The sequence below is a fragment of the Mucilaginibacter terrigena genome, assembly GCF_004168255.1.
GTDB lineage: Bacteria > Bacteroidota > Bacteroidia > Sphingobacteriales > Sphingobacteriaceae > Mucilaginibacter > Mucilaginibacter terrigena.
The window spans coordinates 34,077-50,392 of the sequence record NZ_SEWG01000001.1; the positions used below are offsets into that span (position 1 = coordinate 34,077).

19 protein-coding genes and 1 tRNA gene are annotated in these 16,316 nt (G+C 44.1%); 13 read left to right on the forward strand and 7 right to left on the reverse strand.

Going from position 1 to position 16,316, the window contains the following annotated elements; genetic code table 11:
* Window positions 1-44 precede the first annotated feature (44 nt).
* Window positions 45-1,202: a glycerate kinase gene (locus tag EWM62_RS00125; RefSeq protein WP_129874616.1), complete on the reverse strand. Its 1,158-nt coding sequence runs from the start codon at window positions 1,200-1,202 to the stop codon at window positions 45-47.
* Entirely contained in the window at window positions 1,202-2,530 is a 1,329-nt protein-coding gene (locus tag EWM62_RS00130; protein WP_129874617.1) for a GntP family permease, read from the reverse strand. The genes EWM62_RS00125 and EWM62_RS00130 overlap by 1 nt, the downstream gene beginning before the upstream one ends.
* Window positions 2,531-2,655: 125 nt before the next feature.
* On the opposite strand from EWM62_RS00130, the gene EWM62_RS00135 reads away from it, so the two are divergent.
* The 5 genes from EWM62_RS00135 to EWM62_RS00155 are packed head-to-tail and all read left to right on the forward strand — an operon-like array spanning window position 2,656 to window position 5,908.
* Window positions 2,656-3,789: a redoxin family protein gene (locus tag EWM62_RS00135; protein WP_129874618.1), complete on the forward strand. Its 1,134-nt coding sequence runs from the start codon at window positions 2,656-2,658 to the stop codon at window positions 3,787-3,789.
* Between the two features lie 7 nt (window positions 3,790-3,796).
* Window positions 3,797-4,321: a hypothetical protein gene (locus EWM62_RS00140; RefSeq protein ID WP_129874619.1), complete on the forward strand. Its 525-nt coding sequence runs from the start codon at window positions 3,797-3,799 to the stop codon at window positions 4,319-4,321.
* 18 nt (window positions 4,322-4,339) lie between these two features.
* Window positions 4,340-5,134 (forward strand): ThuA domain-containing protein, encoded by a 795-nt coding sequence (locus EWM62_RS00145; RefSeq protein WP_129874620.1) that lies wholly within the window; start codon window positions 4,340-4,342, stop codon window positions 5,132-5,134.
* Window positions 5,135-5,156: 22 nt separating this feature from the next.
* A complete protein-coding gene (locus tag EWM62_RS00150; RefSeq protein WP_129874621.1) occupies window positions 5,157-5,381 on the forward strand; it encodes a hypothetical protein in 225 nt (74 codons plus the stop codon).
* Window positions 5,333-5,908, forward strand: a complete 576-nt coding sequence (locus tag EWM62_RS00155; RefSeq protein ID WP_129874622.1) for a ThuA domain-containing protein — start codon at window positions 5,333-5,335, stop codon at window positions 5,906-5,908. Before EWM62_RS00150 ends, EWM62_RS00155 begins: the two co-directional genes overlap by 49 nt.
* Here the strand turns inward: EWM62_RS00155 and EWM62_RS00160 are convergent, their stop codons facing one another.
* Window positions 5,909-7,048, reverse strand: coding sequence for a hypothetical protein (locus tag EWM62_RS00160; protein WP_129874623.1), 1,140 nt, complete (start codon window positions 7,046-7,048; stop codon window positions 5,909-5,911).
* A gap of 234 nt (window positions 7,049-7,282) precedes the next feature.
* Here EWM62_RS00160 and EWM62_RS00165 point away from each other — a divergent pair, with 234 nt between their 5' ends.
* The 3 genes from EWM62_RS00165 to EWM62_RS00175 all read left to right on the forward strand — a co-directional run bounded on the left by EWM62_RS00165 (window position 7,283) and on the right by EWM62_RS00175 (window position 11,199).
* Window positions 7,283-7,735: a DUF4395 domain-containing protein gene (locus EWM62_RS00165; RefSeq protein WP_129874624.1), complete on the forward strand. Its 453-nt coding sequence runs from the start codon at window positions 7,283-7,285 to the stop codon at window positions 7,733-7,735.
* Between the two features lie 251 nt (window positions 7,736-7,986).
* On the forward strand, window positions 7,987-9,513 hold the full coding sequence (locus EWM62_RS00170; protein ID WP_129874625.1) for a flavin monoamine oxidase family protein: 1,527 nt from the start codon (window positions 7,987-7,989) through the stop codon (window positions 9,511-9,513).
* A gap of 12 nt (window positions 9,514-9,525) precedes the next feature.
* Window positions 9,526-11,199, forward strand: a complete 1,674-nt coding sequence (locus EWM62_RS00175) for a thiamine pyrophosphate-binding protein (RefSeq protein WP_129874626.1) — start codon at window positions 9,526-9,528, stop codon at window positions 11,197-11,199.
* A 152-nt stretch (window positions 11,200-11,351) separates the two neighbouring features.
* Here the strand turns inward: EWM62_RS00175 and EWM62_RS00180 are convergent, their stop codons facing one another.
* The 3 genes from EWM62_RS00180 to EWM62_RS19760 form a co-directional block, all read right to left on the reverse strand.
* Window positions 11,352-11,810 (reverse strand): hypothetical protein, encoded by a 459-nt coding sequence (locus tag EWM62_RS00180; protein WP_129874627.1) that lies wholly within the window; start codon window positions 11,808-11,810, stop codon window positions 11,352-11,354.
* Window positions 11,811-11,989: 179 nt separating this feature from the next.
* A tRNA-Ser gene (locus EWM62_RS00185) sits at window positions 11,990-12,079 on the reverse strand.
* A gap of 12 nt (window positions 12,080-12,091) precedes the next feature.
* Window positions 12,092-12,331 carry a GIY-YIG nuclease family protein gene (locus EWM62_RS19760; RefSeq protein WP_129874628.1) on the reverse strand — a complete coding sequence of 80 codons (240 nt, stop codon included), beginning with the start codon at window positions 12,329-12,331 and terminating at the stop codon, window positions 12,092-12,094.
* Between the two features lie 368 nt (window positions 12,332-12,699).
* Here EWM62_RS19760 and EWM62_RS00195 point away from each other — a divergent pair, with 368 nt between their 5' ends.
* The 4 genes from EWM62_RS00195 (at window position 12,700) to EWM62_RS00210 (ending at window position 14,703) form a co-directional block, all read left to right on the forward strand.
* On the forward strand, window positions 12,700-13,260 hold the full coding sequence (locus EWM62_RS00195; protein WP_129874629.1) for a Crp/Fnr family transcriptional regulator: 561 nt from the start codon (window positions 12,700-12,702) through the stop codon (window positions 13,258-13,260).
* Window positions 13,261-13,345: 85 nt separating this feature from the next.
* Entirely contained in the window at window positions 13,346-14,020 is a 675-nt protein-coding gene (locus tag EWM62_RS00200; protein WP_129874630.1) for a hypothetical protein, read from the forward strand.
* Window positions 14,020-14,295 carry a hypothetical protein gene (locus tag EWM62_RS00205; protein WP_129874631.1) on the forward strand — a complete coding sequence of 92 codons (276 nt, stop codon included), beginning with the start codon at window positions 14,020-14,022 and terminating at the stop codon, window positions 14,293-14,295. The genes EWM62_RS00200 and EWM62_RS00205 overlap by 1 nt, the downstream gene beginning before the upstream one ends.
* Window positions 14,296-14,301: 6 nt before the next feature.
* A complete protein-coding gene (locus tag EWM62_RS00210) occupies window positions 14,302-14,703 on the forward strand; it encodes an SRPBCC domain-containing protein (RefSeq protein ID WP_129874632.1) in 402 nt (133 codons plus the stop codon).
* A 14-nt stretch (window positions 14,704-14,717) separates the two neighbouring features.
* Here EWM62_RS00210 and EWM62_RS00215 read toward each other — a convergent pair whose 3' ends face one another.
* The gene (locus EWM62_RS00215) at window positions 14,718-15,050 is read right to left on the reverse strand and encodes a winged helix-turn-helix transcriptional regulator (RefSeq protein ID WP_129874633.1); all 333 of its coding nucleotides are present in this window, start codon (window positions 15,048-15,050) and stop codon (window positions 14,718-14,720) included.
* Window positions 15,051-15,196: 146 nt separating this feature from the next.
* Here EWM62_RS00215 and EWM62_RS00220 point away from each other — a divergent pair, with 146 nt between their 5' ends.
* The gene (locus EWM62_RS00220; RefSeq protein WP_129874634.1) at window positions 15,197-16,312 is read left to right on the forward strand and encodes an alkene reductase; all 1,116 of its coding nucleotides are present in this window, start codon (window positions 15,197-15,199) and stop codon (window positions 16,310-16,312) included.
* The last annotated feature ends 4 nt before the right edge of the window (window positions 16,313-16,316 follow it).

The following is a 16,316-nucleotide window of genomic DNA, read 5'->3' on the forward strand; positions in this document are numbered from 1 at the left end:
TTTCTGATGTTCGATTTCGGATTTTGAATATCAGGATTTAGGAATTAATCCCGATAGGTATCGGGATTAGTATTAACCATAGCCAGCATATCTCCGATACTTTTTGCCGTGCGGATGAGGTTAACTTCGGTATCGGTTAGGGCTGTAACAAGATCTGCAGGTTGGTTACCAATAGCCATCAGCACGTTAAAATACTCGTTGAGCTTCTCATTACTTTGCGCCGGGATTTTACCCGCGAGTCCAATTACCGGTATACCTTTGGCTTTTGCCCGCTTTGCTACTCCATAGGGGCCTTTTCCCTGTAAGGTTTGTTCGTCTATACTGCCCTCGCCGGTAATAACCAGCTGGCTTTTTTGCAGTGAGGTGTCAAAGCCGGTCAGTTCCAGCAGGTAGTCGATACCGTTTACGAGCCTGGCGTTTATATGCGCAAATAAACCTGCTGCCGCACCGCCCGCTGTGCCGCCATATTTTGCCGCCCCCATATCTTTATCAAATTGTTTTTGGGTGATATCATTAAACTTCGATAAGGCTGCATCCAGTTTTTTAACCGCATCGGGCGTTGAGCCTTTCTGCGGGCCAAATACAGCAGCCGAGCCATTATAGCCCAATAGCGTGTTATCAACATCGCAAAGCACTATAACTTCGCAGTTAAATAGACGTGGGTCTAAATTAGCGCGGTCTATTTCTTTTAGGTTTGTCAGGCTTTCGGGCAGGTTATTCAATTCGCTGCCGTCTGATCCCAAAAACCTGATACCTAATGCGCTTAAGATCCCTGTACCACCATCAACCGTCGCGGAGCCACCCATAGCTATCAGTATTTTGTTTGCGCCCATATCCAGCGCTTTTTTAACCATTTGGCCGGTGCCACATGAGGTGGCGCGCAAAGGGTTCAGCTCATCGGTTTTCAGCAGCCTTAAACCCGATGCATCGGCCATTTCTATCACCGCTGTTTTGCCGCCCTCTATTAACCCAAAGGATGCCATAATTGACCTGCCCAGCGGGTTGTGCACCTGCATATTTACCCGCGTGTCGTTGAACTGTTTGATGATGATCGCCGCTGTACCGTCGCCGCCGTCGGCAATTGGGAAACATTCCGTTGTGCAGCTTAGGGCGCTTTGTTTTAAACCTTCAGCTATGGCCAAAGCAGCTGCATCGGCGGTTAAGCTATTTTTAAAAGCATTGGGGGAGATGAGGATGTGCATTACAATATAAACGATAACAGGTAAACAATAACGAACGAGACAATGCCCATACAAACCGTAGCAACCGAATACACTTTTAACATGGTGTTCATTTCCAGTCCCGAGAATTTGGCTATTACCCAAAAATAGGCGTCGTTAGCATGCGATATCATCATAGAGCCTGCGCCCATAGCCAGCACACAAAGCAGGTGACCCTTCTCGTTATCCAAGCCAAGCGCGGGCAGTAATGGCAGTACGATAGATGCCGCCGTAATAATAGCCACGGTGGATGAACCCTGTGCCGTTTTTAAAACAAAGGTGATGAGAAAAGGGAAAAAGATACCCATGCTTGCCAGCGGCAGGGCGGCGCTTAAGTGGTCGCCAATTTTTGTGGAGGCCAGCACCGCGCCAAACGCACCGCCTGCACCGATGATCACCAAGATACCGCCGGCCTTTTCCGCGCCTTCCTGTAATAATTTGCCAATAGTTTCTTTACTGAAGCTGCGCAGGCAATTAAAGGCAAGCAGCACACCAATGGCCAAAGCAATAATAGGGTCGCCCAGCGCGGTAAGGATATTGATAAATGGGTTTACTGGGGTTTGCTCAACTACTAAAAAAGCTTTGATGCCTATTAAAATAATAGGCACTACTACCGGTAAAAATGCTTTAAAGGGCGAGGGTAGCTGAGTGTTTTTCTCGATCAATACTTCTTCACCAGCAACAATAACGGGCAGCTTTTTACCTGCATAATTAGCCCATAAATAACCTGCCGCCATAGCAGGGATGGCCACGCCAATGCCGGTAAGTATCAGTTTACCATAATCTACGCCTATAATGCCTGCCGCCGCGGCCACGCCGGGATGTGGCGGTATCAAACAATGCACCGCGTATAACCCCGTGGCCAGCGATGTAGCCATAATTACTAACGAGATGCCCGTGGTACGGGCGAGCGACTTATTCAACCCGCTTAAAACGATATAACCCGAGTCGCAAAATATGGGCAGGCCGACGATGAAGCCGGTAATGCTCATGGCCAGGGCCGAGCGCTTTTCGCCTATGCTTTTAAGTATGGTATTGGCCATTACGCGGGTGGCGCCGGTATGTTCCAGTATTACGCCAAGTGTAGTGCCTAATACAATTATAAAACCAAGCGATTTTAAGATATTACCAAATCCGTCCTTAATAGAAGTAAGCACGCCGCTAAGCGGCATACCAACGCCTAACCCCATTAAAAAGCAGGCTATAGCCAGCGCGAAAAACGCATGTATCCGCCACTTTGCGGTAAGCAGCACAATAAGTGCTATGCCCGCTACCAGGCAAATTAAAACGCGCGTGAGTGAAATATCCATTAACAGGTAAGCTTTGGTTGCCCCAATATAAGCATTAGTACCGATGGCTAAAATTTGCAGCTGATGAAATGGGTAAACAAATAATATCCTATATTTAAAAACCAATATACTGCCAAGTATCACGTATGAAACATTGCCTTATCAGATGTATGCTGTTAATAGCTATCGTATTGGCCCTGCCCGCGATACTGTCGGCACAGGAACATAAAACCATGCCCATTGGTGCGCCCGCGCCCGATTTTAAACTGAAAGGCGTCGACGATAAAACCTACACCCTGCAATCCTTTAAAGATGCTAAGGTGCTGGCGGTGGTATTTATATGCAACCATTGCCCAACATCGCAGGCGTACGAGGAACGGATCAAAAAAATGACCGCCGATTACAGGGCCAAAGGCGTGGCTTTTGTGGCGATAAGCCCGAACGACCCCTCATCCTTGCGGTTAGATGAACTGGGATACAGCGATGTAGGCGATTCGTTTGCCGATATGAAGCATCGCGCGGGCGAACGAAAATTCAACTTTCCGTACCTGTACGATGGCGAAACAGAGATAGCATCAAGGCAATACGGCCCGGTAGCTACCCCGCATATTTTTATTTTTGATAAAGACCGGAAGCTGCGTTATAATGGCCGGATAGATGATACCGAAGACCCGGCGAAACCGGTAGGGGTAGCAGATGCCGTAAATGCCCTTGATGCGCTGCTGAATAATAAAGAAGTGCCGGTTGCGGTAACTAAAACCTTTGGCTGCTCGATAAAATGGGCCGAAAAACGCGACTGGATCCAAAAGGCCGCCGTAACCTGGGCAAAAGAACCTGTGAGCCTGAATACTATTGATGCCGAAGGAATTACCAAACTGGTGAAAAATGGCAGCGGTAAATTGCGCCTGATAAACCTTTGGGCTACCTGGTGTGTGCCCTGCGTACAGGAGTTCCCGGAATTGGTGACCATAAACCATATGTACCGCGACAGGGGGCTGGAGTTTGTAACCATCAGCGCCGATGCAACATCCCGGCAGGAAAACGCCCTTAAATTTTTGCAAAACAAGCAGGCATCGGGCAAAAACTATATTTATACCGGCGATGATAAGTATAAAATGATAGAAGCGGTTGACCCCAAATGGGATGGTGCGCTGCCATATACCATGCTGGTTGACCCCGACGGCAAAATTATTTACGCCAAACAAGGGATCATTGACCCCGAAGCGCTGAAGAAAATAATTTTTGATGTGCCGATGATGGGCAGGATATATAAAGACTAAACCTTATATGAAACGACAACTATTTATATTGCTGTTGCTGCTTGTGCCACCGGTGGTTTATGCGCAAACAGATACCGCTAAACTTGATATTCCGATGCAGGGCGGGATGATTAACTATGAAGCGAAAGCCCTAATAAAAAGCAGAAGCGTAGCCGCGGCCCGCGACAAGGCAATCCAATGGATGGTGAAACACTTCCCGGCTAATAAAACCGCAGCGATAAAAAAAAGAACGGATGTGATAATTGGCGAAGGCATTTTTAGGGTGAATGTTAACCGCAACGGCAATTATTTTTGGCTGAAGTTTGAAATTGATATTACAATGGAAAACGGTTCGTACACCTTAAATGTTTATGATTTTTATGAGAAACCTATTGAGAAGGGCATTAGTAACGAATATTCGAAAATAGGCTACCGCTGGTGGGATTACCGGCGCGGCCACCCGTGGTCGGCAGAGGATAAGCCGCTATTTATCGGCCTCGATAAAAAAAGCCGTGCTTTGCTGGCATCATTTAAAACCGCTATGGAACAATAAACCGTGAAATACATTCGCATGAAAAAAATATTGTTATTGATAGGTATTGCCTGTGTTAGCCTTATGGCTTGTGCACAAAAACAAAAGCCGTTTAAAGTACTTGCCCTGTACGAGAATGGCGGGCATCATGTAGAATACTCCAAACGGGCCAAAGTATGGCTTAACGGGTTAGCCGCGCAAAAAGGGTTTACTGTAGATTATATCCAGAATACTGATAAAATTGACGATGCTTTCCTGGGAAATTACCAGCTATTTATCCAATTGGATTATGCGCCCTACGCCTGGAAGGATAAGGCGGCTAAAGCGTTTGAAAGATACATCAGCGAGGGCAGGGGAGGCTGGATAGGTTTTCACCATGCTACGCTTTTAGGCGAGTTTGACGGTTACCCCATGTGGGGCTGGTATTCACAGTTTATGGGCGGCATCAGGTGGAAAGACTATATAGCAACTTTTGCAAAGGGCACGGTGAATGTAGAAGATAAGCAGCACCCGGTAATGAAGGGTGTGCCTGCATCGCTCCTTGTACAGCAGGAAGAATGGTACACTTATGATAAAAGTCCCCGGCCAAATGTGCACGTACTGGCCAGTGTAGATGAAGCTACCTACAACCCCCGGCAAGCCAAAGTAACCATGGGCGACCACCCCGTAGTGTGGACCAACCCGCATTATAAGGCGCGGAATGTTTATATTTTTATGGGGCATTCGCCAAATTTGTTTGATAACCCGGCTTATACAAAGTTGTTTAGTAACGCTGTTTTTTGGGCGGCAGGGGCCTCTCCCCAACCCTCTCAGAAGGAGAGGGAGCAGAAGTAGCTATTGATAAACATTAATTACTATGATGAAAAAGATATTTTGTTTGACGATGCTTGTCATGCTGGCTACAACTGTGTTTGCGCAGCAGCCAAAATTTAAGGTGCTGGCGTTTTATACTACCACCGTAGAGAGCGACCATGTGGATTTTGCCAATGATGCCATTAAACATTTTACCGCGCTGGCGGCAAAAAAGGCTTTGTGTTTGATACCACCACCAATTGGAACCTCATTAATGATGAACACCTGAAAGAGTATAAACTGGTGATATGGTTAAACGAGTTCCCGCAGAACGAGGAGCAGCGCGCGGCATTTGTAAGGTATATGGATAAAGGCGGCGCATGGCTGGGTTTCCATGTGGCAGGATATAATGATAAGGATACCCACTGGCCGTGGTTTGTACAATTTATGGGTGGCGCTGTATTTTATAATAATAACTGGCCGCCGCTGCCTGCAAAGCTGATCGTTGACGATACCAGGCACCCGGTAACAGCAGGCCTGCCCAGGCATTTTACCGCGCCGATAAATGAATGGTACGGCTGGAAACCAAACCCGCGGATGAGCAAGGATGTTAAGGTGCTCATCACTTTAGACCCGGCAAATTATCCCTTAGGGAAAAAAGATGTGATCAGGAGCGGTGATATCCCTGTGGCCTGGACAAACACCAGGTACAAAATGCTTTACCTTAACATGGGCCACGGCGACCATATATTTACCACCGGCTTGCAAAATAAACTGTTTGAGAATGCCATTATGTGGCTGGGTACGCGTAAATGATTATTTACCCACGGGATCGATGTTCAGGCTCCTGAATAAATTGGCATCGGGCTGTTGATCGGTGTTGTGAAATTTCCCCTCCATTACGCTCTGGCCTGTAACACCGGGGTTATTGCCATAACCAAGCGGCCATTTGGCCTTGGTGTTTGATATACTTAAACCGGCAAGCGAAGCTGCCTGCAGGCAAAAATCGGTGCAGTTGTTGCTGCTCAGGTGATAATCCAGGTCCTCGTATTTTTTGGTGAGTTTAAGGATCCTTTCAAAGCTCTTCCTGGAAATAAACTTGCCTACGATCTCATCCCATTTGTGGCCGGTATCATCTTTAAATTCCGAATCGGCAGATGGGTCCCACGGCGTGGCAAACAGTATTTTTTCTTTTTTAGGATAAAACCCAAACGAACAGGATACATAAGTAGAATCGGCATTATACTTTATCAGGGTAATAAAAGTATGGCCTGTGTTGCTAAAAACAAAAACCTTAGGCTTGCCCGATATGGGTTGCTTTACATGAAAGAGCAGGGCGTAAGCTATCGCGGGTTTATTATCATTAAAAGTACCTGCAATGCGTTTGTAGTTGGTGTATTTATTTTTAGATCCCTTTACTTTTTCTGTTTGTATGGCAAGCAGCGAATCGTCCTTGGCGTTTATCGGCAGTTCATAAGCTCCTATTTCATCATCAGCATCTTCAGGAGTATCGCCATTTTTCCTTGCCTTTTTATTGGCGCGGTCAACAGTTTTAAAGAAACATTTCATAGCCAGCGGATACAGTTTTAACCTGGCAAACAAGTTGGCAAAACGGTATAGGGCCTTGCTGTTCTTTTCATTTTCGGCAATGTTGTTACCCAGTTCAAGTTGTTCCAAGTAGCCCATTAACTGCTTGCGCTCCTGCGATTTGTTAAGATTAAGCGCTATAGTTTTTTGGAGCGAATTATCGTCGTCGTCATCAAAAATACTTTTGGCGGCTGGCGCTATATATGTAGCTGCGGGGGCTTTAATATCGGGGATGTTATTGCTGGTATCGGTTTTTAAAGGTTTGTAGGGCATTGATGCCGACAATTGGGCATGTGCAATGAAGCTGCTATGTATTAGCAGCGCTAATAGTATCGGCTTAAAAAAAACAGATCGATTAGGGTTTTTCATATTAATATTGTGAATTGATAAGGTAACGCGTTAAGGCGGGGGGAACCTATCAGCAACAACAATATGTACGTTTAATACATGTTAATTATAACAATGAAACATGCTTATGCGCTAAATATAGCAACTAATATATAGCATACAAAGCAGCTACAACAATTTTACATTATTTAGCAGGGGCTATTGTTATATTTGTTTTTAAGGCTAAGTTTTATAGCTATTAATTAAAATTAAAAAATGAGCAGCCACCTGCAATGCCCGGTCGATAACGTAAAAGTGAACGAAAACAAAGTAAGGATGATAGCCTTGCTGGTGCTTTTACTGGGTACGTTGTTTTTAACAACCGGGTACGACCTGGTAATACTGCTGCTGTTGTTTGATTTTTTTACCAGGGCTTTTAATCACCAAAAATATAGCCCGCTGGGCTGGGTGGCCGATGTGCTTATCCGCAGGCTAAATGTTCCCTATAAACCAACTAATCGCGCACCAAAGCGCTTTGCAGCAGGTATGGGTTTTGTGTTTGTGATGCTTATTTTATTTGCGATGTTCTTAAACTGGAATATTGTATCGGTGGCCCTTACCGCCGGCTTATGCCTGTTCGCTTTTCTGGAATCATTTGCCGGGTTTTGTATGGGCTGTTATATTTATACCGGCTTGCATAAACTGCTAAGGTTATTCAGGAAGGCTTAAGGCCTGCCTTTTATGCCATCTTCTCAATTTTTCACCTGTATATTAATGTTTTACCAGGGAGTTGTTTGGAGATACTTGCGTCTGTTATCCCCTTATAATTATTTTGATAAAGTTTCTTTTTTTCATCATCTTTAAGCAATCGTACCAAATATGTTCAGGTATTCACTCCGCTGTAGTGCATCGGGCAAAACAGGCGGATTACCCGGAACAGTATCGGTGCTGACTAATATCTTTAACCTTAATCACCTTTTATGAGATTTTATCGCTTCAAAGCAAAACCGCTACTTTTCAAATCTTCGGTTGAGGACCCCGAAAAATTCAGGGGCGACGAGTATGTAGAAAAACTAAAAGAACTAAGAACGTTAAAAGTTGCGCCGGGAAAAAAGGTGATCATCATAGGTGCCGGTATTTCGGGATTAAGCGCCGGGCTGGAGTTAAAGAACCTTGGCTACAACGTTCAGATCCTGGAAGCCCAGGACGACCATATTGGCGGGCGATTAAGAACATGGCGGGAAGGGCCCCTCCACGCCGAACTTGGCGCTATGCGTATCCCTAAAAGCCACACACTTACCCGTTTTTATATAAAGGAGCAAAACCTAAAGTTAAGGCCATTTGTGCAGGATAACGAAAATACCTTCGCACACATCCGTGGTAAAAAATTTACACGCAGTAATAAGGATATCGAGGCGTCAAAAAAACTATTCAAACTTTCTGACGAGGAAAAGGCCCAGAATTTAACACAGTTATCCGAGCGGGTGCTGAAGGCTATCATCGATACGTTCACCCCCGAAGAACAGGCGGATATTTTCAGCGTACAGCCGGTTACTGATAAAATAAAACACCTCGACCGCAGCAACTTGTTCGATGCATTTAAAAAGGCCGGGCTTACCGACGAGGCATCGGAATATGTGCTCACACATTTTGGGTTAGAAACCTACCTGCCAACCTCGCTGGCCGAGCATATCCGCGAAGAAATGGATGAAACATGGGTTCCTGATGGGTTTGCTGAATTAGAAAAGGGCACCGATAGCCTTGCTACAGCGGTTTACTCAAAACTTAAAAAGGAAACAACCATATCGGCAAGGGTGTTTAAGATAGAGCAGGACGAACATAGCGCGCATGTGTACTATCGGGATAAAAATGATAAAGAGTTTAAGATTACCGGCGATTGGGTGATATGTACCGCCCCGCTTGGCCTGGTATCAAAAATGGATGTAGGCGGTGCGCTTTCGCCCCAAAAGATAAGGGCGATAAGGCGGGTGAATTATGATTCATCTACCAAAATAGTGGTAAAAACACGCAACCGTTTTTGGGAACTAAAAGATGGCATATACGGCGGAGGTACTATTTATGACGGGCCTGCCGGCCATACCTGGTACCCGTCGGACAATAGCGTTAACCCCGACCCCAAAATATCAAACGCGCCATCGTTTTTGCTGGCTTCATATACCTGGGGGCAACTGGCCAGGCGTGTTGATGCCCTTCCCGAAGAGGCTTTAAAGGCATTTGTGTTAAAGGAATTACGAAAAGTGCACCCTTATGTGCAGGATGAGGATATAACAGAACTTAAACGCTGGAGCTGGACTACCCACCCGTGGGCCTCGGGTGCTTTCGCATTTTTTAACCCCGGCGAACACCAGTTTTTGTATAAGGAACTGAAAACACCCGACGGTAAAGTTCTGCTGGCGGGCGAGCATTGCTCGCTAACGCACTCCTGGATCCAGGGGTCGCTGGAATCGACCATAGATGCCTGTACACATATCATTAAAAATTCCTAAACCTGATAAGCCATGACCATAGCACAATACATATTGCATTGCCTTAAAAAGCACGGCTGCCATCATATTTTTGGCGTTCCGGGCACTTCATGCGCCGGGATATACAATGCTGTTGATGCCGACCCTGACCACGATATTAAATACCTGGTTACTGTAAGCGAGTTGGAAGCAGGGTATATTGCCGATGGATACGGCAGGTTTGCGCCCATGTCGGCCGTGTGCGTATCGTACGGGGTGGGTAACCTCAGCATGATCAACGCCATTGCCAGCGCCTATACCGAAAAGGTTCCGATGATCGTACTAAACGGCGGCCCAACCAAAAGCGAGCAACGCGATCAGGATAATTACAGCATCCTGTTCTCGCACTCTACCGGCCGGCCAAACGCCGACCTTGAGATCTATAAACATGTAACCGTAGCTGCCGAAATACTAACCGATATGTCGACAGCGCAGGAACTGATATCAGGCCTGTTTAAAAAAGCCACGCAAACGCCCGGGCCGGTTTACCTGGAAGTTGCCAATAACCTTTGGGATACCCAAATAACCACTATAGAAGAAGAGGATGAGCCGGTAGATGATATTGTGGACCCTGCTGCAGTTGATGCTTTTTTTAATAAACTTTACAACAAAACCTCCCGGCCGGCTCAACCTGTTATTTTGTTAGGCTCCGAGATTTGCCGGAGAGGACTTGCCGACCTGGCATTATCGGTTATCGAGCATTTTAATATACCGTTTTGTACAACGTTACTGTCCAAATCAGTTATCAGCGAATCGCATCCGTTGTTTATCGGCACTTACGACAGCGACCTGGTAAACAAACCGCCGCGCAGGTACGCCGAAAGTTCCGACTGCTTTATCGCGCTTGGCTGTGTTTTTGGTATCGATCATGGGTCGTTGGTGAAGAAACAGTTCGATTTGATGGTAGATGTATCTTACGGAAACGCAAGGATAGGGCCTGTTGGATTTGAAAATGTATCGCTTAAAAGCTTCCTGGAAGGGTTGTTATCGCATAAGCAAACGCAATCGCTAAAGGCCGGCGAATCGGCAGCCCTCGATACGCAGAAGCTACTGAGGAAGGAATCGGTAAAACCTACGCACGATACCGTATTTAAATCGATAAACAAATTCCTGAGCGACAAAGGTGACCAAATGCTGATGGTTGCCGATACCTGCTTAAGCAGCTATCCCGCGTCTGATCTGCAGATGCCGTCAACACGGATGTTTTTGGCTAACCCGGTATGGCTTTCCATAGGCCAGGGAACCCCGGCCAGTATTGGCGCGCACCTGGCTACAGGCAAGCGGCCTTTAATAGTAAGCGGCGATGGCGGCTTTCAGATGATAGCCCAAACATTCTCTACTATGGTGAAGTATAAGATACCATGCATTATTGCGGTTATTGATAACGGGTTATATGGCATAGAGCAGTTTTTGCTGGATAAAAAGTTCTATACCGACCCCGCTGCGCCGTCTATCGGCTTTAATAGTTTAAACCGCTGGAAATACGAACTGTTCCCCGAAATATTTGGCGGGGGTAAGGGCTTTAGGGTAGCCGATACCGAAAAGTTTTATGAAACCCTTGAAGAAGCCTTCGCCTATAATGATGGCCCGGTAATTATTGCAGTAGAGGTTAACCCTAAGGATATCCCAACAGAGTATGTAAAGAAGATAGAGCGTTTAAAACTCTAAGATATATGATTGCAAAGATGCTGTAAATAACTATTTACAGCATCTTTGTTATAGCCTGTCAATGCCAGATAATATACTAAGCATCTCCGGGTGTATCGCCTTTCCAGGCTTTAAAAAGCGACAATAGAATTAAAAAGCAACGCTTAACATGGTTACTTAAATCTGATCATGGAAATCATTTCCCCTTTGGGGAGCTCATGTGCTGTATAATATAGGCTCAGCTCGTGGCCGGGGTTTTTCTTTTGCAGTTGCAGCAGGTCTTTTACCGCTATCGTCATTTTTGGTCCCGATCCGGCAGCGTTGGTAAAACTCCATTTATGCAAAGTGTTACCGTTCTCATCCTTTAGTGCAACAGCCCTGCCCGTGCCTGTACCTTTGTTAATGCAATGGGTGTAAGCTATCTGTAGTTTGTCGTTTTGTTGGGTTTTCTCTAATTGCAATACCCTTAAGTTCAGCGGCTGGTTCACATATTGTTTCATCAGGAGCCGGTTATTTAAATAGATCTCATAACTGTCCAACCCAAACCTGTTGGTGAAACCCGAAGTGGTAAAACTAAGTGTGATGAGCGTAAACAGTAGCATCAACGCTCCATCTAATCTGATTTTTTTCATAATGTTGTTTTTTTGAGCAATAGTAAGCGATCAATCTGCATCACCCAAAAATTGTAGAGCAACAACCAAAATAGTAGACATCAGTTCCGCATTTTACTGGTGCAGGTTAAAAAGCAGGAAGTGTTTAAAGCAAAAAAGCCTCATTAACAAGAGGCTTTTGCGGGTTGGATAGAACCAATTGGCGGAGAGGGAGGGATTCAAACCCCCGGTACCTTTAACAGTACACCTGATTTCGAATCAGGCACATTCGATCACTCTGACACCTCTCCGGATATCGGGCGCTAAAATAAGTGTTTTATTGCAAAAGCCCTACCCGAACCTGATTTTAAATAACGTTCAAAATCATAAGCCTTATATCTGTCAGGAAACGAACAACACCAAATAAGTTTTGCAGGAAGGTGTGATTTAGTTGCAGGTACATATCCTTTTTTATGCCGGGTAAACCTTTCTTTTAAGTTTACAGTACATCCCACGTAATGTTTATCATTACTAATTTCAAGGATGTAGACATAATACCACATATTAAGTGTTAATGTAAAAAAGCCTGATGAAAATCACCAGGCTTTATATTTTAGGTCAATCATTAATATCGACCGAGACCCTTATGAGGGCAACTCTCCTTCGCAAGCACAGCGGACTTCGTCCGTCGTAGCTCGCTTCGGCGAGCGAAGGCGGACTATCAGGGACTACAATCGAACACTTAACCGCATTTTTAGCATTTGTAGACAGTTTAAAATTGAAATAAAAGAGTGACATGTTGCGGAGAATACGTGCTTGATCCAATTAATTAAAGTTTGTATATGTGTTTCTAATTATTAAAAAGGCAACTATAATGCAAGGCTTTGAGTTCTAAAAAATGATCTATATTTTTAAATGATTTTTACCTTACATGCTCGACACCCTAATAAAAAAAATACGGTCACTTGACAATTTCTCTCAAAACGAGATCGATTTTTTTGTGGGAAGTTTGGAGCCTTTCCAGATTGCTAAAGGGGAACACTTTTTAAAGGAAGGGCAGGTGTGCCGTCATTTGGGATTTATAGAATCGGGCCTGGTAATGTACTATCGAGTTTATGATGGCGTAGAGATACCTACAGATTTTGCTCTTGAAGGCGAATGGATGGGTTATTTGAATAGTTTTACTAACAAAACGTCCGCCGATCTTAGTATTAAAGCTTTGGAAGATACCAACTTACTGCGCTTATCGGCAAGCAATTTTGAGAAAATATACCAGTTGCAACCCCGGTTTATCAAACTAAAAGATCACTATACCGAAATGTCTTTTGTAAGCCACACCCGCCATACTGCTGATTTGGCTATGCTTAATGCCAAACAGCGTTATGAGAAATTTATGAAAGAAAAAAAGGAGTTGGTCAATCGCGTTCCGCAGTATTATATAGCTGCTTACCTTGGTATCAAACCGCAATCGTTAAGCCGGTTAAGAAAATGATGCCCAAAATCGTTTCTTAACAAATGTGAACGAACTTGTTTTTGTTTGACGGCAATTTTGTGCCATAATTTAAAAACAAGAAATCATGACACATTTAAAATTACATTCATTAAAAGCACTATTTACAATAATTGTATTAAGCTTAAGCCTGGGCACTTACGCGCAGGATTGGAAAACAGAAAAGAGATTTGACGTACTTTTTGGCCTGGCCCAGCCGGTATTGGCCAAAGGGTTTAATATTGAAGGCGACTACATTAACAACCGCTTTATTTTTGACTACTCGCACGGCGCATCTTTAGACTTTAGCGGTAAACTGGTACCCACCGAACTGCGTAAACAAAACATTGCCATTCACGAGCCCTGGACAACCGGCTTTGGTGTTGGTTACCGTTTAAAAGAGTGGTTAAACGTACGTGCAGAATCTAAATGGCACAAGTTTGAGTATTACTATGATGGCGAACCGCAAAACGCTGGCACCCAAATTACTTCATATCAAACCTTCACAATGGGGGTTGGCGTGTATGGTTCATACCAGCCATTTAAAAAGAAGGATAACTTTCTAAAAGGCTTCCTGATTTCGCCAAGTGTGCGGTTTTGGCCAACGGTTAGCTCAAGTTTAAAAAATGATAAATTTACTTATCTAAATAAAACTACAAACACGGTTGAGGAAATCAAAACACTCGATGCCGGATCAAACTTTAGCCCTATAGTAGTTAACATCAGCGTGGGTTATTCTTTTCAGCTTAAAAAGAAAAGATAATGCCTGCCACTATTAAAGCTGTTGTTTTTAAAACGCCGCAGCTTAAAGCCAGCCGGATGTTTTTTGAGGAAGTATTGAAACTCCCCATTAAAGAAAGTTCCGTACGTCATTTCGTGATCTATTCTAAAGGAATCCGGCTGGTTTTTGTTGAATCGTTAAGTAATTTCGAAGTGGAAATTTATATCAATGATCCGTCGAAAAGCCCAACGATACCTGATTTAGAAAATTACACCGACTCCAATGGCATCCGCGTTGTCATTGCAGCACATAAATAATTAATCATGAACCTTTCCTTTAAAATTAAAAAATCGCGTGATTTTATATTTGATTACCTCACCGATATGCAAAAATTTGCATCGGTACACCCGGTAATTACTAAAATAGTTGAGCAAGCTAACGGCGGCTATTTGGTTTACGAAACACTAAAGCTTGGGTTTATACCAATTTCGTTTACTTATCCTGTAAGCATTGTCGCCAATCCAGATGAAAATACAATTGTTATGCAGGCAACGGTAATGAAACTAACTAAAATAGAAATGACATTTAATTTAGCTGAGCTAAGCGACTTTACAGCGGTGCACGAATATATATCTTTTGGTGCTCCCTTGCCTGTCAGGGTTATTTTACAGCGTGTTTTCAAAAAGCAGCATCGTCAGCTCTTTAAGAACATCGCGACACGTTAGTATCTACCAAGCCATTATAATTTTGCGCAGGCCTGTGCAGACAGCACTTCCATTGTTTTCAGTATCGGCGTTATTGTTTTACCTTTTTCAGACAAGGTATATTCTATATGCAATGGCTTTAGCCGGATTACGTTTTTAATCAAAATCCCGGCTCCTTCCAGATCTTTCAACGCGTTCGAAACAGATTCTTTATTTGATCCGGGCAATTGTTTAAGCAGGGTATTAAACCGCAAAGGGCCTTCCAGAGCCAGTCGTATGATCATCGGCTTCCATTTGCCCGTTACCGCTTTCAAAGTTTCTTCGGCCGGGCACTCGGGACTGGTTAAATCTTCAGTTTCGTTAGTCATTTAGTTATCTCAACACAATGTACAGAAAAATATTATAAAAATAAAACATTAATAATCAATGATTTATGGTAGTCAATTTTTTCTGACTTATTGCACATCTTTAAAACACGCTGCAAATTTGTGCTATAAAATCAAATTTTAAAACAATGAAAAGTAAAAGTATCAAAGATCTTTTTGGATCAGTCGCCTTAGCCGGCATGCAATTGAAAAACCGCATGATAATGGCCCCCATGACAAGGGCAAGGGCTATTGGCGCTATCCCCAATGATCTGATGGCGTTATATTACGCGCAAAGAGCTACCGCAGGCTTAATTATTACAGAAGGAACAGCACCCTCACCAAACGGTTTGGGCTACGCCCGCATCCCTGGTATTTTTAATGATGAGCAGATTGAAGGCTGGAAAAAAGTCACAGAAGCTGTTCATAACGACGACGGAAAAATATTTGTACAGTTAATGCACGCCGGCAGGGTGACGCATTCGGCTAATTTGCCGGCAGGTGCAGAAATCGTATCATCCTCTGCAATTGCCGCGAGCGGAAACATGTGGACCGATACACAAGGCATGCAAGCCATGGAATTGCCCCGGGCAATGACAAAAGCTGATATTGAAAACACCATCGGCGAATTTGTCTCAGCCGCTATCAACGCCATAAAAGCCGGATTTGATGGTGTAGAACTACATGCTGCCAACGGTTATTTATTGGAACAATTTTTAAACCCCAATACCAACGTCAGAAAAGATGAGTATGGTGGTACCATTGAAAACAGAAGTCGTTTTGTATTAGAAATTGCGCAGGCGGTTATCAAAGCCATCGGTAAAGAAAAGGTTGGCGTGAGGATATCGCCTTATGGCACTTTTAACGATATGCAAGTCTATGCGGAGATCCCGGCAACTTATAATTACCTGGTGAATGAATTGCAGCAACTGGATATCGCCTATCTGCACATGATAGATTTTGCTGCCAGAGCAACAACAGAGGGGCAGAGCCTGATCAAATCAATAAGAAAACACTTTAGCAATACACTGATATTAAACGGAGGCTATGACAAAGCACGTGCTGAGCAGGCATTACAGCAGGATGAGGCTGACCTTATTTCTTTTGGATCGACATTTATCTCCAATCCTGACCTGCCTTATAAATTAGCTAACAACATACCATTAACCCCGCCTGACGCGCAAGCATTTTACACGGCAGATGAAAAAGGGTATACCGATTATGCAGTAGTAAACTTAAATGAAATATTAATAGCCACTAAATAAAAAT

Excerpts from the sequence above, each read along its gene's own strand:
- EWM62_RS00205 (WP_129874631.1), top strand. The coding sequence starts at position 14,020 with ATGCCTGCCACTATTAAAGCTGTTGTTTTTAAAACGCCGCAGCTTAAA.
- EWM62_RS00135 (WP_129874618.1), top strand. The coding sequence starts at position 2,656 with ATGAAACATTGCCTTATCAGATGTATGCTGTTAATAGCTATCGTATTG.
- EWM62_RS00125 (WP_129874616.1), bottom strand. The coding sequence starts at position 1,202 with ATGCACATCCTCATCTCCCCCAATGCTTTTAAAAATAGCTTAACCGCC.
- EWM62_RS00180 (WP_129874627.1), bottom strand. The coding sequence starts at position 11,810 with ATGAAAAAAATCAGATTAGATGGAGCGTTGATGCTACTGTTTACGCTC.
- EWM62_RS00195 (WP_129874629.1), top strand. The coding sequence starts at position 12,700 with ATGCTCGACACCCTAATAAAAAAAATACGGTCACTTGACAATTTCTCT.
- EWM62_RS00145 (WP_129874620.1), top strand. The coding sequence starts at position 4,340 with ATGAAAAAAATATTGTTATTGATAGGTATTGCCTGTGTTAGCCTTATG.
- EWM62_RS00210 (WP_129874632.1), top strand. The coding sequence starts at position 14,302 with ATGAACCTTTCCTTTAAAATTAAAAAATCGCGTGATTTTATATTTGAT.
- EWM62_RS00160 (WP_129874623.1), bottom strand. The coding sequence starts at position 7,048 with ATGAAAAACCCTAATCGATCTGTTTTTTTTAAGCCGATACTATTAGCG.
- EWM62_RS00200 (WP_129874630.1), top strand. The coding sequence starts at position 13,346 with ATGACACATTTAAAATTACATTCATTAAAAGCACTATTTACAATAATT.
- EWM62_RS19760 (WP_129874628.1), bottom strand. The coding sequence starts at position 12,331 with ATGTGGTATTATGTCTACATCCTTGAAATTAGTAATGATAAACATTAC.
- EWM62_RS00170 (WP_129874625.1), top strand. The coding sequence starts at position 7,987 with ATGAGATTTTATCGCTTCAAAGCAAAACCGCTACTTTTCAAATCTTCG.
- EWM62_RS00175 (WP_129874626.1), top strand. The coding sequence starts at position 9,526 with ATGACCATAGCACAATACATATTGCATTGCCTTAAAAAGCACGGCTGC.
- EWM62_RS00215 (WP_129874633.1), bottom strand. The coding sequence starts at position 15,050 with ATGACTAACGAAACTGAAGATTTAACCAGTCCCGAGTGCCCGGCCGAA.
- EWM62_RS00165 (WP_129874624.1), top strand. The coding sequence starts at position 7,283 with ATGAGCAGCCACCTGCAATGCCCGGTCGATAACGTAAAAGTGAACGAA.
- EWM62_RS00140 (WP_129874619.1), top strand. The coding sequence starts at position 3,797 with ATGAAACGACAACTATTTATATTGCTGTTGCTGCTTGTGCCACCGGTG.
- EWM62_RS00220 (WP_129874634.1), top strand. The coding sequence starts at position 15,197 with ATGAAAAGTAAAAGTATCAAAGATCTTTTTGGATCAGTCGCCTTAGCC.
- EWM62_RS00130 (WP_129874617.1), bottom strand. The coding sequence starts at position 2,530 with ATGGATATTTCACTCACGCGCGTTTTAATTTGCCTGGTAGCGGGCATA.
- EWM62_RS00150 (WP_129874621.1), top strand. The coding sequence starts at position 5,157 with ATGATGAAAAAGATATTTTGTTTGACGATGCTTGTCATGCTGGCTACA.